The 13,893-nt window shown below is 69.2% G+C and carries 16 protein-coding genes; 7 read left to right on the forward strand and 9 right to left on the reverse strand.

All coding sequences use genetic code 11. From position 1 onward, the window contains the following. Nucleotides 1-166: 166 nt before the first annotated feature. Together DVH23_RS11465 and DVH23_RS11470 are read right to left on the reverse strand one after the other, a co-directional pair. Nucleotides 167-1,870, reverse strand: coding sequence for a helicase HerA domain-containing protein (locus DVH23_RS11465; RefSeq protein WP_114577572.1), 1,704 nt, complete (start codon nucleotides 1,868-1,870; stop codon nucleotides 167-169). 73 nt (nucleotides 1,871-1,943) lie between these two features. Beyond that, nucleotides 1,944-2,690, reverse strand: coding sequence for a hypothetical protein (locus DVH23_RS11470; protein WP_114577573.1), 747 nt, complete (start codon nucleotides 2,688-2,690; stop codon nucleotides 1,944-1,946). 315 nt (nucleotides 2,691-3,005) lie between these two features. Here DVH23_RS11470 and DVH23_RS23560 point away from each other — a divergent pair, with 315 nt between their 5' ends. Further along, entirely contained in the window at nucleotides 3,006-3,167 is a 162-nt protein-coding gene (locus DVH23_RS23560) for a hypothetical protein (protein WP_157972394.1), read from the forward strand. 143 nt (nucleotides 3,168-3,310) lie between these two features. After that, a complete protein-coding gene (locus DVH23_RS11475) occupies nucleotides 3,311-3,631 on the forward strand; it encodes a hypothetical protein (RefSeq protein WP_114577574.1) in 321 nt (106 codons plus the stop codon). Here the strand turns inward: DVH23_RS11475 and DVH23_RS11480 are convergent. From DVH23_RS11480 to DVH23_RS11490, 3 genes are all read right to left on the reverse strand, one after another. Further along, nucleotides 3,628-5,514 (reverse strand): DEAD/DEAH box helicase, encoded by a 1,887-nt coding sequence (locus tag DVH23_RS11480; RefSeq protein ID WP_114577575.1) that lies wholly within the window; start codon nucleotides 5,512-5,514, stop codon nucleotides 3,628-3,630. The two genes, DVH23_RS11475 and DVH23_RS11480, sit on opposite strands and share 4 nt — an antisense overlap. 48 nt (nucleotides 5,515-5,562) lie before the next feature. After that, nucleotides 5,563-6,006, reverse strand: coding sequence for a hypothetical protein (locus DVH23_RS11485; RefSeq protein WP_114577576.1), 444 nt, complete (start codon nucleotides 6,004-6,006; stop codon nucleotides 5,563-5,565). 115 nt (nucleotides 6,007-6,121) lie between these two features. After that, the gene (locus DVH23_RS11490; RefSeq protein ID WP_114577577.1) at nucleotides 6,122-7,267 is read right to left on the reverse strand and encodes a zinc-dependent alcohol dehydrogenase; all 1,146 of its coding nucleotides are present in this window, start codon (nucleotides 7,265-7,267) and stop codon (nucleotides 6,122-6,124) included. A 272-nt stretch (nucleotides 7,268-7,539) separates the two neighbouring features. Between DVH23_RS11490 and DVH23_RS24240 the strand changes: the two genes are divergently transcribed. Next, entirely contained in the window at nucleotides 7,540-7,710 is a 171-nt protein-coding gene (locus DVH23_RS24240) for a hypothetical protein (protein ID WP_198667913.1), read from the forward strand. Nucleotides 7,711-7,755: 45 nt separating this feature from the next. Beyond that, nucleotides 7,756-8,391, forward strand: coding sequence for a deoxyribose-phosphate aldolase (gene deoC, locus DVH23_RS11495; RefSeq protein WP_114577578.1), 636 nt, complete (start codon nucleotides 7,756-7,758; stop codon nucleotides 8,389-8,391). Nucleotides 8,392-8,395: 4 nt separating this feature from the next. Here deoC and DVH23_RS11500 read toward each other — a convergent pair whose 3' ends face one another. After that, nucleotides 8,396-9,574: an NAD-binding protein gene (locus tag DVH23_RS11500; protein WP_114577579.1), complete on the reverse strand. Its 1,179-nt coding sequence runs from the start codon at nucleotides 9,572-9,574 to the stop codon at nucleotides 8,396-8,398. A 101-nt stretch (nucleotides 9,575-9,675) separates the two neighbouring features. Here DVH23_RS11500 and DVH23_RS11505 point away from each other — a divergent pair, with 101 nt between their 5' ends. From DVH23_RS11505 to DVH23_RS11510, 3 genes are all read left to right on the forward strand, one after another. Next, a complete protein-coding gene (locus DVH23_RS11505; protein WP_114577580.1) occupies nucleotides 9,676-9,948 on the forward strand; it encodes a ubiquitin-like small modifier protein 1 in 273 nt (90 codons plus the stop codon). A 64-nt stretch (nucleotides 9,949-10,012) separates the two neighbouring features. Beyond that, a complete protein-coding gene (locus tag DVH23_RS25020; protein ID WP_255565241.1) occupies nucleotides 10,013-10,141 on the forward strand; it encodes a hypothetical protein in 129 nt (42 codons plus the stop codon). Nucleotides 10,142-10,190: 49 nt separating this feature from the next. Further along, complete coding sequence (locus DVH23_RS11510) at nucleotides 10,191-10,883, forward strand: molybdopterin-binding protein (protein WP_114577581.1); 693 nt, start codon at nucleotides 10,191-10,193, stop codon at nucleotides 10,881-10,883. A 3-nt stretch (nucleotides 10,884-10,886) separates the two neighbouring features. Here the strand turns inward: DVH23_RS11510 and DVH23_RS11515 are convergent, their stop codons facing one another. From DVH23_RS11515 to DVH23_RS11525, 3 genes are read right to left on the reverse strand one after another with little or no spacing between them, the layout of a single operon-like run. After that, nucleotides 10,887-11,846 (reverse strand): mannonate dehydratase, encoded by a 960-nt coding sequence (locus DVH23_RS11515; RefSeq protein ID WP_198667919.1) that lies wholly within the window; start codon nucleotides 11,844-11,846, stop codon nucleotides 10,887-10,889. A 24-nt stretch (nucleotides 11,847-11,870) separates the two neighbouring features. Beyond that, nucleotides 11,871-12,668, reverse strand: coding sequence for a cohesin domain-containing protein (locus DVH23_RS11520; RefSeq protein ID WP_114577582.1), 798 nt, complete (start codon nucleotides 12,666-12,668; stop codon nucleotides 11,871-11,873). Continuing rightward, nucleotides 12,668-13,843 carry a hypothetical protein gene (locus DVH23_RS11525; RefSeq protein ID WP_114577583.1) on the reverse strand — a complete coding sequence of 392 codons (1,176 nt, stop codon included), beginning with the start codon at nucleotides 13,841-13,843 and terminating at the stop codon, nucleotides 12,668-12,670. The genes DVH23_RS11520 and DVH23_RS11525 overlap by 1 nt, the downstream gene beginning before the upstream one ends. Nucleotides 13,844-13,893: the final 50 nt, after the last annotated feature.

Consider the following 13,893-nt stretch of genomic DNA (forward strand, 5'->3'; position numbering starts at 1 on the left):
GGACGGCCCACGCACGGTACGGCCGGAAGGTAGGGGACGATTTCACCGGCGAAGGCATCGGATACGTCCGGTGTGGTCGGCCAGCGACCGTCTCCAACGCGACTGGCGCGGTGACCGGCTTTCACGCCCGTCCGTCGGTTCTCGATCACGCTCACGTTCTCCCCGTTCACTCGGTCTCGACCGGCTCCGAGAGGCCCGCGAGTACGTCGTCGGCGACGTCGTACGTTCCCTCGCCGACCCGTTCGACCAGCCCCGCCGAGCGAAGCTCCGAGAGCAACCCCTGGACCGCGACCGTCGAGCGACCGACCCGGCCCGCGACCGCGTCCGTCTCGAGGGGCCCGTCCCGGATCAGGGCCGCAAGCGCCGTCCGTCCGGCTGGCTCCCCACACCGCGAGTTCGAATACGCCTGCTCCAGTCCCCCGGCGACGGCCGGCAGCGAGAGCAGTTCCTCTAACTCGTCGGCCTCGTTTGCGACGACGAACTCGCTCCCGTCGCCCTCGATGGGCTCGGACCGCCTGACACCCGCGGCGCCCTCGTCCCCCTTCGCGTGATTCGGGGTGTACCCGAACTCGACGTCGTTGCCATCCCCCTCGATGATCGACATGCCGCCGGCGGACTCGCGACCGGACTCCTCTCTCCCCGAGGACTCGCTCGCGGGCTCCCCGCGTTCGCCCTCGAGTTCCTCGACCCGGCGACGGAGGCGGTCGGTTTCGGCCTCAAGCTCGCCGATGCGCTCGTCTCGCTCCGCCAGGTCCTCGGCGAGGTCGTCGCGTTCGCGTTCGAGTTCGACGAGTTCCTCGTGGAGTTGGCGTAGCTCCTCGCCGCCGGTCGGGAGTTCGGCCTGGATCGTGTCCGGTCGTCCGAGGGCGTCGGCCATCCGCCGGGCCGCGTCGCCCACGTCCTTTGCGTCCTCGAGCTTTCCCTTCAGGCTCTCGATGCGTTGCTCGCGTTCGGAGAGTTCGGCTTCCAGCTCGGCGACCCGGTTTCTCTCGCGTTCCTTGCGCTCGGAGATCCGTTCCAAGTCGCCGACGAGGTTCTCCGAGACCGATTTGAGATCGGGGCGCTCGAAGTCCTCGAGCCCGGGGGTCGCGCCCGCGTCGAACGTCCGCTTGCGGCGAAACTGGATCCGGCGGACGTTCTCGTCGGTCCAGTCGGTCTGGACGAACGCCTGGCCGTCGCCGAGATCCGAGACGCGGTCGGCGTACTCGCTATCCATGATCCGGCCGACGACCTTGGTGTCGTTCTCCCAGGTCAGCCGGTGCCAGACGAGCCAGTTTGCCTGCGTGATGAAGTCCTTCTTGACGTCGGCGGGCCGCTGGCTGATCCCCATGATTCCCAGCCCGTGTTTTCGACCCCGCTTTCCGATCTTGATCAGCATCTTTCCCGTCTCACCGACGCCTCCACCTTCGGGGATGTACTCGTGGACCTCCTCGACCACCAGCAGGAAGGGTTTTTTGAGCTTCTTCTCCTTGACGAACAGCTGTCGGGCGGTCTCGCGCAGGAGGTCGTTTGCGACCTCCTCGTCGAGATAGCCCGAGACGTCTAAGATGACCGGAACGTTCTCCTCTAAGGCGAGTTCGGCCATCTGCTCTGCGTGTTCGGGCCCGATCTGGATGTCACACTCCTCGTCGGCGCCCGCGTGGAGCATCTCGTACTCCTCTTTCAATCCATAATACTCCCCGTCGGTATCGACGATCAGCAGGGGAAAGCCCGACTCGAGCAGTTCCTCGGCGATCACCGACGCGGTGTTTGACTTCCCCGATCCCGACTTCCCGGTGACGAACCCCCGCCCAGTGAGCAACTGGACGACGGGGAGGGCGACGTCCGTACCGGAGGTGGTCTCGCCGACGACGATCTCGCGGTCGCTCACGCCGCTACCTCCCCGGGGCTCTGTCGGACGGTCATGTATCGTACGGACCGGGCGCGCGAACTTGAAGATTGGCCTACGCCTCGATGCGCTCCCGGCGCCTCGCTACCCGCCGCTCGTAGCGCTCGCGGTCGTCCGCGGGGAGGGCCTCCCAGCGGTCGGTGAGCCGCTGGGCCTCGGGGATCGGCTGCCAGGCGTCGGCCGCGAACGGCTCCCCGAGGGCGACTGCCAGGTCAGCGGGGGTCTCGCGTGCGAGACACGCCGCGAGCGCGACGGGTTCGTTGATCGACTCCGCCCCGCCTCCCTCGCCGTGGCGCTCCCGGAGCCGGTTTCGGAGCCAGAGCTCCCGGCCGGTGAGCGGGACCCGCTCGACGGCGACCCGGGGGTCGCCCGCCCACTGGGGGAACTGCTGGGCGTCGCGGGCGGCGCCCCCGAAGCTGTCGATCCGTCCCGGCTCCTCGACCGAGCAGAGCCCGTAGCAGGGTTCACAGAGGGGAACGAGGTTCTCGAGGGCCCACCGCTGTCGCTGGCCGCCGTCGGCCGTCATCGATGCCGGCATCTCTCCTGGCGTCGGAAGCGGGTGGACGTACGCGAGGTCGTCCTCCTCGGTGTGGGTCGTCCCGATCCCGGCCAGACACCGGCCGCACCGACCGCCGTAGAAGGCGAGGAGCGCCTCCTGCCGGGCGGCGAAGTCCGCCGGCGCGTCCTCGAGACGGTCGCCCTCGCGGTCGATCCCGAACTCGCCGTAGAGCTGAGAGCGGTCGTCGCGGAGGTAGGCGGTGTTGTACGGCGCGGTCGTGTGGCCTGCATGGGATGCGTACATTGGCTCTAGGTGCGGAGTCGGTTTCCGTCCGTCCGCGACGGACGTCGGTTGCGCACGCTACGGGTCGTCGTGGTCCGGCCGAACGCGTCCGCCGTCGCGGGAGCGGAGCGTTCGTTCGGATCGGGGCCTATCTTCCACCCACACATCCATATTTATGGCCTATTGTATTAAATATTCTGGTTATATGGCCGTTTAATTCAATAACTCCGGTTCACGTCCCGAGACGTGGACGATCTCACACTCGAGTGGCATGGTATGACTCACCTAAGAAACGATTATGTTAATCCCCCCGGATGTTCCCGCCAGGGCCACACAGTGGCCGTTCCACCGATGACCTCGCTTCCGACCCACCTCGCGTTCGCGGCGCCACGGAGCGCCGCGAGGGCGAATCCGACCCCGATGCCGGCTCCCTCCGGTATCGGGATCGGGTATGGCTCGGGCGGGGCCGTCGGCTTCGACTCCGTCCGCGCCGCGTAGGCCCGTTCTCCTGGCCGGACGGAGGTCCGTTTCACATCCCGTTGTCCCCCCGACGGCCAGTCCGGAGCCTGCGCGTATCCCTGCAGTGACTGGACTGGCGGGCACCGTGCCCGACCCGAGTTCGATCCTCGGCGGGGACCTCGATGAACCACCTACTGACGGCAACGCTCGCAGTGCGCGTCCCGGTCAACGCGACCGGCGACTTAGCGGAGGGTGCCGCGACGGTCCTCGCCCGCCTAGACGCGGTCGAGCGGGTCGAAGAGACGGATGTACGGGGTCTTCAGCCCGGCCTGAACGACACCGTCGTCGACCTCGAGGTCCGACTGGCGGTCGCCGACGACGTGGCGGCCGCGAGGCGGGAGATAGAGAGCGGCGTCGGCGTCGTCGGCGTCGAAACCGTAGTGTGCGAGGAGGAGCCGACCGAGGCCGAACCCCCGGCCCAACCGCCTCCGGGTGTCGGCTAATCGCGATCGATCGTCCGCTCGGTGACCGAGATCCCTTTCCGACCGAGATGCTGGAGCTGACGCCGCGCGAACTCCTCCTCGCGGGTGCCCCGGGTCGCGAGCACGTACACCGTCGCCCCGCCCGCGGGCCGCATCGTCCGGCCGGCGCGCTGGGTGCCCTGCCGGCGTGATCCCCCGAGACCGGAGGCGACGACCACGACGTCGGCGGTCGGCAGGTCGATCCCCTCGTCGGCGATCCGGGAGACGACCAGCCGGTCGCGTTCCCCCCGGCGGAAGGCATCGAACAGCCGCCGGCGCTCGGCGTGGGGCGTCTCCCCGCTGACGAAGGGGACGTCGAGCGCCGCCGAGATCGCCTCGCCCTGGTCGAGGTAGTCGACGAAGACGAGCGCCTTCGCCCCGGGATGGGAAGCCAGCAGGTACCGGATCTCGTCGATCTTCCCCGGGTTTTCGCCCGCCAGTCGGTAGCGCTCGCGGCCCTCGGCGGCGGCGTAGGCGTTTTCGGCCTCCTCCTCCCAGGGGACGTACCGGATCTCGAGTTCCGGCTCGGCGACGAACCCGGCCGAAAAGAGCGCCTCCCAGTCGGTGCCGATCGGCGGCCCGACGAGGGTGAAGATCTCCGACCCTCGGTCGTCCTCGCGGATCGCGCTCGCCGTCAGTCCCAGCCGGTGGCGCGACTGGAGGCGCGCGCTCCGGCGATAGACGTCGCTCGGGACGTGGTGGACCTCGTCGAAGACGACGAGTCCCCACTCGCGGTCGTCGAACAGCGACCGGTCGCGGTCCATCCCCGCGATCTGGTAGGTCGCGATCGTCACCGGCCGAACCTCCTTTCGCCCGCCGTGGTACTGGCCGATCTGGTCGGGTTCCAGACTCGTCAATTCGACCAGGGAATCGGCCCACTGGCGGACCAGCTCCCGACTCGGGACCAGGATCAGGGTCTCGCCGCCGACGTGGGCCATCGCGCCCATCGCGGCGACGGTCTTCCCGCTTCCCGGCGGACCGACGAGGACGCCCTCGCCGGCCTCGGCGAACCGATCGACCCAGTCGCGCTGGTAGTCGCGCAAGGAGACCGAAAGCTCGATCTCCAGGGGATCGCCGCCCGCCAGATCGCGCTCGTCACGGACGGGATACCCCGCCTCGTAGAGGAGCCGCTTGATCGCCGCCTCCTCGCCCTCCCGGACCCAGTCTTCGGTCTCGGAGATCGGGGCGTGGATCTGCTCTTCGTCGAGTTTCTGGCGGGCGACGTTGCCCATGATCTCGGGGCTGGCGGCCTCGAGAACCGTATAGCCTTCCGGATGGCTCCGGAGGGTGAACTGCCTGGCGCGGTCCCACTGGCTCTCGACGAACGCCTCGAGCTCCGCCGATCGTTGCCCGAGTGCCTGGCGCATCGTCCGTCGGAGGGCCTCGATCTCCTCGTGGGGCGCCCGCCAGACGTCCTCGGCCCGGACGACGTACCGGTACCCCCGCTCGCCGTTGGTGTCCGCGAGATGGGCGAACGACGAGAGCTGTGCTCGGGTGAACTGGTCGGGGCGGTCTACGACGATCTCGCGGCGTTTGGGGAAGACGACGACCCGTTCGCGCGCCGTGAGGTCCTCGAGTTCGCTCGGATACCAGACCACCGGATCGGTCGACACCGACAGGCGTTCGAGTTCGCCCCGCTCGGCGAGGGAAGCGAGGCGGTCGCTGGCCTCGCTCTGGTCGATCCCGAGGGCGTTGGCGACCGCGGAGGCGGTGAGCACCGGCCGGCCCTCCCGGCCGGAGACCTCGTGGAACGTCGAGAGCGTGAACTCCCCGACGTCGCTCTCCCCTCGCTCCTCTCCGTCGTGGCGTTCGTCCGGCCGGCCGCCCCCCGATCCCCCGCCGGCCGCCGGCTCGTCGTCGGTCACGGAGGAGGTATCGGCGTCGCGGGTAAACCGGTTTCGTTCGGCGGGACGTCAGGAATCCACGGAACGATCGACGAGAAGGGAGGGGGAGCGAACCGCAAGAGCCCGTGTTTGCTCGAGCCCGGGCGCGTCGACCGTGACGCCGACGTCGGTCTGGGCGGGAACGGTAATGCGCTCGGTCGTATCACCGACGACGACCTCGACGGGGCCGTGGTCGGCAGGTATGGAAACGACGCCGTCGCTGTCGGTGACTGCCTCGCCGACGGTCTCGCCGGTCCGCGGGTCGACGAGCGTGACGTCCTCACCTTCGACGGGTTCGCCCTCGTCGTCGGTTACGGTGACGTCGACCGGGCTTTTCGAGACACAGGCTCCCGCGATCCCCAGACTGAGAAGCAGTAGGCACACGAGCACCGCGATCAACACCACCCGTGCTCGCCGCCGCCGGGGCCGGACGAGCCGGGCGCGGACGACGACGCGGCGTAGTACCCCGTGCACTACTGTCTCTCATCGCTCCCCATACATATCGCGTATATTGAAAGTACGGGTAGTGGAAAAACGGCTCGGGGTCCGTCATCGATGAGGGCCTGCCATCGGGAGAGGCCACCCCCGTTTACGGCGTCATCACGACCTTGATGCAGTCGTCTTCCTTGTCGTTGAAGGTGTCGTAGAGGTCGGGACCGTCCGCCAGATCGGCCTCGTGGGTGATGATCGCGGAGGGGTCGATCTCGCCGCCCTCGATCCGCTTGAGGAGGGGGTCGAGATAGGCCTGGACGTGGGTTTGGCCGGTGTTCACGGTCAGGGCCTTGTTCATCAGCGGCCCCATGGGTGCGCCGTCCATCTCGTCGATGTAGACGCCGGGAATCGAGAGGGTGCCCCCCTTCCGACAGGATTTGACGGCCTCCTGGAGGACGTACGGGCGGTCGGGCTCGTCGTGGCTGCCGGCGCAGGTGTGGTGGGCCTCCGAGCCGACGGCGTCGATACAGCCGTCGGGCCCGCGGTCGTCAGTCGCGTCCATCAGCCGGTCGTAGACGTCCTCCTTCTCGTAGTCGATGACCTCCGTGTCGGCGTGGCCCTCGGCCATCTCGAGGCGCTCGTCGATCCGATCGACGGCGATCACGCGCTCGGCGCCGAGCATCCAGGCGCTCCGGATCGCGAACTGGCCCACGGGGCCACAGCCCCAGACCGCGACCGTGTCGCCGTCGTCGATCTCGGCGTTCTCGGCGGCCATGTACCCCGTCGGGAAGATGTCCGAGAGGAAGAGCACCTCCTGGTCCGAAAGCGAGTCGTTCTCGACTTTGATCGGGCCGACGTCGGCGTGGGGTACCCGGAGGTACTCGGCCTGTCCGCCGTCGTAGCCGCCCAGGGTGTGCGAGAAGCCGAAGAGGCCGGCGGGGGAGTGGCCCATCGCCTCCTTTGCCATCTCGGCGTTGGGGTTGGTCTCGTCGCACAGCGAGTAGAGGTCGTTCTCACAGAACCAGCAGTCGCCACAGCTGATCGTGAAGGGAACCACCACGCGGTCGCCTTCCCGGAGTTCGTCGACGTCGTCGCCCACTTCGACGACTTCGCCCATCGGCTCGTGGCCTAGGACGTCGCCTTCCTGCATGCCGGGCATGAAGTCGTTGTAGAGATGGAGGTCGGAGCCACAGATCGCCGTCGCCGTCACCTCGATGATCGCGTCGGTCGGTTCCTCGATCTCGGGTTTCGGGACGTCCTCGAGCCGGACGTCGCCCTCGCCGTGCCAGGTGAGTGCGTCCATTGGTTACGAATTCGCGTCCGCGGGTCGGTCGTCGGCGCTGTTCGGGACCGGGTGCGCTCGTCTCGGGGACCGGATCATCGTCTCACTGTCGGCCGTAGGGCGACCCGTCCGGTAAAGGCAGAGCCTGTGTGCGCACCCTGGCTTTCCGTCCCCGATCGAAACACTGAGCCGATCGCTCTCCGGGCCCGGGCGAACGGTCTCGCGTCCGATCGCCGGCCCCGTCGATCCCGATACCGGATGGGTTTTTGAGACGTCGGTGCGTACCCACGACCATGCTCAGCGGGGTACTGTCGCGGCTCCGCGCATGGCTTGCGGTCGAGGACCCCGAGGACCGAATCGAGGGTACCGGCGAGACGATCGCCTCGCCCCAGCACCGCCGGAACCGGGAGGCGAGGCGCGAACTCGAGAGCGGTGACCGCTACCCCGACCACGACCGGGAGTGAGCGGGGCACGCGGGTTTTTTGTCGCGGGGGCGAGTCGCCGTCGGTATGGACCGTGACGAACTCGCCCCCGCGATCGACCACACCGTCCTCGGGCCGGAGACGACGCCCGCCGACGTCGAGCGCGTCCTCGATGAAGCCGACGAGTACGGGATGAACGCCTGCATCCCGCCGTGTTACGTCGCCAGTGCGGCCGACTCGCACCCGGAGGTGACCGTCGCGACGGTCGTCGGCTTCCCCCACGGCAACAACGCCGCGGAGATCAAGCGCCGCGAGGGCGTCGTCGCCTGGAAATCGGGCGCCGACGAACTCGACGTCGTGGCGAACGTCGGCCGGCTGAAAGCCGGCGAGGACGACGCCGTCTCCGAGGAGATCGCGGAACTCGTTGCCGCCGTCCCGGTGCCGGTGAAGGTGATCTGTGAGGCGCCCCTCCTCACAGAGGGAGAACTCCGGCGGGCTTGCGAGGCCGCCCGCGAGGCCGACGCCGCGATGGTCAAGACCGCGACGGGCTTCGCGGACGGGGGCGCGACCCTCGACGACGTCGAACTGATGAGCGAGTACCTCCCCGTCAAAGCCAGCGGCGGGATCGGCAGCTACGAGGAGGCGGTCGCGATGATCGAGGCCGGCGCCGAGCGGATCGGCGCCTCGAGCGGGGTCGAGATCGTCGAAGGCGCACCCGAGTAGCCGGCTACTCGCCGGCGAGGATCCGATCGAGGAGGTTCGAACTCCCCCCGTTCATCGCTGACCGGACGAGCAGGTGCCCGCCCAGCACGGCGGGGCTGATCACGGCGTCGGCGCCTGCGCGCTCGAGTTTCCCGGTGTTTTCGCGGTCGGTCGCGGCGGCGACGATCCGGATCTCGGGGGCGAGTTCGCGGGCCGTCAGTATCGCAAGGGCGTCCTCGGCGTCGTGGTTGGTCGCGACCAGCGCCGCGCGGGCGCGGTCGATTCCCGCCCGCTGGAGGGGCGCCTCGTCACTGGGATTTCCCCTGACGACGGGGACGTCGCGTTCGCCCAGTTCGTCGGCGGTCTCCCCGTCCCGGACGACGACGGCGAAGGGGGTCTCCGCCCCCAGTTCGTCGATGATCGGTTCGGTCAGTTCCCCGTAGCCGAGCACGAGGACGTGGTCGTCGAGTTCCGCGAGCTCCGATTCTGTCATTTTTCCGAGTGTCTTGGTGAGTCTGGCCTGGATGGCGGGGCCGACCAACGCCCCGACGGCGATGCCGAAGCTGGCGACCCCGAGGACGACAACGGACATCGTAAACAGCATCGCCTCCTCGGTCTCGGGACCGATGTCGCCGTAGCCGACGGTGCTCGAGGTGATCAGCGTGAAGTAGAAGGCGTCGAGCAGCGTCGAGAGCCCGTCGAACTCCTCGCGGAGCGTGTAGGCGCCGACGGTGCCGTAGAGTTGGACGCCCGCGAGGGCGCCGCCGGCGGCAATCTGGGTCGTCGAGAGCGACAGCTGGCGGTCGAACCGCCGGCGGGTCAGAAGCAGCGTCGGAATCGAGAGCACCGAGAGCGCGATCAGCGGGACGGAGTAGGGACTGCCCTGGAGCAGTCCCTGGATCGCCGTCACCGGCAGGAGCACGAGCGTCGCCCACCAGCCCGCCCGGAGCCCCCGCCGGAGCGCCAGTGCGCTCGCGACCATCAGGAAGCCGGTCAGCGCGCCAGTGAAGCCGACCGCGGCCTGGACCGCCTCGGGAACGTGGGGCGCGATCGGGCCGAAGTCGGCGCCGGACTGCTCGATGTTGATGATCCCCGTCACGACCGAGAGGAGGGCGACGACCAGGGCGAGCCAGACGGCTACCCGGGTGGTGACGACCCACCGCCAGTTGTCGGGTATCCGCGCCGTCGCCCGCTCGCCGACCATACTCTCCGCTTGCGGTCGGGAGAGTTAACGCCGTTGGCTTTCGCCCACACCCCATTGCGCGGAGCGGTAGCTACTTGCCGCCCGCGGCGATACCGCCACCCATGCACGTCGAGTGGAAGCTGTTCGCCGATCTCGCCGAACACGCCGACGACCGTACGGTCGCCGTCGAGGTCGCTTCCGGGGGCACGGTCGGGGAGGCCTTAGAGGAACTGCTCTCCGATCGCCCCGCGCTGGCCGACCGCGTGCGCACGGACGGCGGACTCGCCGGCGACGTCTCCGTGCTCAAAAACGGGGCCGATCTGGGCGACGACCTCGACGACGAACTCGAATCGGGGGACGAACTCGCCTTGCTCCCCCCGGTCAGCGGCGGCTGACGACAAAATTAACTCGATTACGACTCCCAGTGTATTTATCCCCCTCGGGCTGGTTACCTGAGTTATGTCCGCCATCGAGGTCTCCGACTCCGCGGAACGCAAGCTCAACGAACTCGCGGCCGACACCGAAGTCGAGGACGTGCTCTGGAAGGCGCTGTACCTCTACGAGCGCAGCGCGGATCCCTCGGAGTAGCCCACCAGTTTTCGCGGACGACATATACCTCCGGTAGCTACGCCTCGGTATGCAGGTCGCACTCCTGACCGTCGGCGACGAGTTGCTCGCCGGGGACATCGCCGACACCAACGCCGCCTGGCTCGCTGCTCGACTCGCCGAACGCGGCGTCTCCGTTCGGGAGATCCTCACCCTCCCCGACACCGTCGAGGTCATCGCTTCCCGACTCGGCGATCTCGCCGAGCGTTCCGACGCGGTGATCGTCACCGGCGGCGTCGGCGGAACGCCCGACGACGTCACGATGGACGCGATCGCGGCGGCGTTCGACGCCCCGCTGACGACCCATCCGGAGGCCCGCGCGGGGGTCGAGCGCACGCTCTCGAAGTACGATGGCGACGTCGAGGTCGACATCGACGCCTGGTCGGCCCTCCCCGAGGGGAGCCAGGCGATCCCCAACGAGGCGGGGCTCTCGCCGGGCTGTCGGATCGAAAGCGTCTACGTCCTCCCGGGGATCCCCGAGGAGATGAAGGCCATGTTCGGCGAGATCGCCGACGCCTTCGACGGCGACCGGGTCGTCCGGACGATCCGCAGCGCCGAACCCGAGAGCGCGCTCGTCGCCGACCTCGACCGGGCGATCGAGCGCTTCGACGTCAGCGTCGGGAGCTATCCCGAGGGCGACGGCGAGGAGAAACGGATCACGGTCCGGGGCGACTCCGTGGAAGCCGTCGAGGCGGCGATCGCCTGGCTCGACGAGCGGGTCTGAGCCCTACCGGGTCCGTTCCATCAGCCCGCGCATGTAGCCGACGGCGTAGAGACGGCCCATGTCGGTGTAGCCGGCCATCGCCTCCGCGCGGTCCTCCTCGCCGGCCATCTTCGCGACGTGGTCGGGCCGGATCGGTCCCGAAAACCCCGCGTCGCGGTAGGCGTCGATCGTCGCCCGCATGTCCGTCGGCCCGTCGTCGTGCCAGGTCTCGACGAATTCGGAGGGCTCGCCCTCGACGTCCCGGAAGTGAACGAAGTGGATCCGCTCCCCGAGACGGTCGATCGCCTCGGGAACGTCCTCGCCCATCGCCGAGAAGTTGCCCTGACAGAACGTGACGCCGTGGTTCGGGCTGTCCGATAGATCGAGGATTCGCTCGTAGCTCTCCAGGGAGGTCACGAGCCGGGGGACCCCACGCACGGGCGAGATCGGCGGGTCGTCGGGGTGGAGCGCGAGCTTTACCCCTGCCTCTTCGGCGACCGGGACCACCCGATCGAGGAAGTACTCGAGGTTCTCCCAGAGTTCCTCCTCGGTGACTCCCGCGGCAGGGTGGTCAGCCCCTCGCTGGTAGAGTTCGTGATCGTAGCCCGTCTGGAGCGAGCCGCCCCGGTCGGGAACCGAGTCGGAGGTCCGGACGACGCCGACGGGGTTTTCGGTCCAGACCCAGCTGTAGACGTCGATGCCGAGTCTGCCCATGTTCCGGATCAGTTCCTGGACGACCTCGATCTCGGCGTCACGTCCCTCGCGTCCGAGGACGGTGTTCGTCATCGGCGGGCGGTCCTCGACCACGTCGAGGGAGAGTCCATGGTCGGAAAAGCGGGTCTTCGTCCGGAGCAGGTGGTCGTACTCCCACCAGGGCTCGTCACGCTCCCCCCAGAAGCGGACGACGGCGGTCTCGACGCCGAGCTGTTTCGCGATCGTCCATCGCCGTCCTGGATGGGGAGGGAGCATCAACGACAGGTCCATGATCGGGGGTTCTCGCCCGCCCATTTATACTCCCGGATCCCGCTTCCTGAGGGCGATCGCGGCCAGACAGACCACCGACAGGAACGCGATGGTACCGACGCCCGCGAGGAGCGCCAGCGACGGCTCGTCGCCTCCCGTCTCACCAGTGGCGCCCGCCGCGTCGTTCTCGCCGTCGGCCTCCTCCTCGGCGCCGGCGTCCCCGTCGGCGAGGGTGACGCCCTCTGGATCGGGGTCCTCGCCGTCCCCGCCGTCGGTCGCGTCACCCGCGCCGTCGGTCGGTTCCCCGCCGTCGACGACCACCACCGCGTCCCGAACCATCGTCGACTGGGGATTGCCGTCGACGAGTTCGACGCTGCTCCCGGTGACGGTGAGCGTCGCGTTCGTCGCCTCGGCGTTCTCGCGCACCTCGAGGGTCGCCGTCGCGATCGGCGCGGTCCCGGTTACCCCTTCGCCCGCGGGCTCGCGGCTCTGGTTCAGCCTGACCTCGCCTCGCTTCTCGTCCACCTCTCGATCGACGGCGACCTCTGCCCCGTCGCCCTCGAGCCACGGGCCCGCCTCGAGATCCGTCACGGAGAGCACGTCGGGGTCGTAGTCGAGGGCGAAGGCGACGGTCCCGACCCCCTCGCCGCCGTAGCCGCCGTGGCTCGTCATGACGATCTCGACGGTCACCTCCTCGCCGGGATCGGCCTCGATCTCGGTCGGCTCGAACGCGAAGAGCGCGACGTTGTCGCCCGCGAGCGCACCCCCGCTGGCGAGGACGAGCGCCGCGGCGGCGGCGACCGCCAGGACGGCGCCGGCCGTGGCGGCGTGTCTCGCTCTCATCAGGCTCCCCCCACGGTCAGCTCGATCGGCTCCATCTCGAGGAAGGCCGTCTCGTACCCCTGGTGGCGGGCCACCTGGGGGACGCCCTCGATGGCGACCGTGAGGGCGTCGCCCTCGGCGAGTTCCGCCACCCCGGCGCCGTAGTGATGGCCGTACTCGCCGTCGATCGTCTGGACGAGATCCGCCTCTTCCACGGCCTCGTCCCCGCGCGCGACGGTCGCGGTCATGGCCATGTCGGCGAGGGGGACCCGGTTGTACGGCGTCCGCGGCGAGACCAGCAGGTACCGCTCCTCGTCGTCGACGAACCGGGATCCGGGCTCGAGCATGGCGGTCACGAGGACGGCATCGTCGCGTTCCGGCGCCCCGAGGAGTCCGGGGTACTCCTCGGCGGGCGCCAGTGCGGAAACGGACTGGGCCATGCCGCGCTCGTCGCCCTCGTGGCCGGAACGGTCGTCGTCCGCGTTCGAATCGTTCCCGGCGTCTCCGTCCCCGCGGCCGTGGCCCGTCGGCTCGAGGGCACCCCGCCGGCCCCACAGCTCCTCGTCCAGATACTCGACGTCGGCGACCGCCTCGCGGAACGCCTCGTCGTACGTGAACTCGAAGGTCGCCGTCTCGAAGGTCTCGAACCGGCCCGCCAGGGTGCCGGTCGTCCGGACGCCGAGGGGTGGGAGTTCGACCTCGACGGCGTAGGTTCCGTCGCCCTCCAGGGTGAGGTTGTCACCGAAGTGGGCGCCCATCCCCTGGGAGATCATCGGCCAGGGCGAGACCGAACCGACCGACTCGCCGTCGTGCTCGAGCCGGAGCCGGGCGCCCGACGCCACGGGGAGGGCGGCCCCCGTCTCGGGCTCCCGGAGAGCGATCATCAGGTGGACCTCCGGGCCGCCCTGGGGCTCGACGAGAGTCGTCTCGCTCCCGTCGACGAGCCAGAACGGGTGGGCGTACGTCACCATCGGCGCGACGGCGTAGTCGCCGGCGCGGGCCGGCTCGAGGCGCTCCATCGTCTCGCGGTGGCTCGGGACGTAGACGGCGTCGGGCGGGTCCTCGACGCGTGCGATCCTCGACGTCTCACCGTCGGCGTCGTCGACCCCCGCCTCCTCTCTGAGCCGGGAGAGACAGCCCCCGCTCGCGCCGACGCCCACCGCGACCCCGACCCGGAGGGCCGTCCGTCGATCCATTCGTCTCGAGTTCGGGTCCCGATCCTCGTAGGGGTTTCGGGCCTCCGACC

Origin of the sequence: Saliphagus sp. LR7 (assembly GCF_003344565.1) — an archaeon.
GTDB classification, from domain to species: domain Archaea; phylum Halobacteriota; class Halobacteria; order Halobacteriales; family Natrialbaceae; genus Saliphagus; species Saliphagus infecundisoli.

What these genes read in the sequence shown, in the direction of transcription:
- DVH23_RS11525 (WP_114577583.1), bottom strand. Translation starts at nt 13,843, where the DNA reads ATGGATCGACGGACGGCCCTCCGGGTCGGGGTCGCGGTGGGCGTCGGC.
- DVH23_RS11490 (WP_114577577.1), bottom strand. Translation starts at nt 7,267, where the DNA reads ATGGACGCACTCACCTGGCACGGCGAGGGCGACGTCCGGCTCGAGGAC.
- DVH23_RS11515 (WP_198667919.1), bottom strand. Translation starts at nt 11,846, where the DNA reads ATGGACCTGTCGTTGATGCTCCCTCCCCATCCAGGACGGCGATGGACG.
- DVH23_RS11520 (WP_114577582.1), bottom strand. Translation starts at nt 12,668, where the DNA reads ATGAGAGCGAGACACGCCGCCACGGCCGGCGCCGTCCTGGCGGTCGCC.
- DVH23_RS24240 (WP_198667913.1), top strand. Translation starts at nt 7,540, where the DNA reads ATGCTCAGCGGGGTACTGTCGCGGCTCCGCGCATGGCTTGCGGTCGAG.
- DVH23_RS25020 (WP_255565241.1), top strand. Translation starts at nt 10,013, where the DNA reads ATGTCCGCCATCGAGGTCTCCGACTCCGCGGAACGCAAGCTCAACGAA.
- DVH23_RS11470 (WP_114577573.1), bottom strand. Translation starts at nt 2,690, where the DNA reads ATGTACGCATCCCATGCAGGCCACACGACCGCGCCGTACAACACCGCC.
- DVH23_RS11500 (WP_114577579.1), bottom strand. Translation starts at nt 9,574, where the DNA reads ATGGTCGGCGAGCGGGCGACGGCGCGGATACCCGACAACTGGCGGTGG.
- deoC (WP_114577578.1), top strand. Translation starts at nt 7,756, where the DNA reads ATGGACCGTGACGAACTCGCCCCCGCGATCGACCACACCGTCCTCGGG.
- DVH23_RS11475 (WP_114577574.1), top strand. Translation starts at nt 3,311, where the DNA reads ATGAACCACCTACTGACGGCAACGCTCGCAGTGCGCGTCCCGGTCAAC.
- DVH23_RS11510 (WP_114577581.1), top strand. Translation starts at nt 10,191, where the DNA reads ATGCAGGTCGCACTCCTGACCGTCGGCGACGAGTTGCTCGCCGGGGAC.
- DVH23_RS11505 (WP_114577580.1), top strand. Translation starts at nt 9,676, where the DNA reads ATGCACGTCGAGTGGAAGCTGTTCGCCGATCTCGCCGAACACGCCGAC.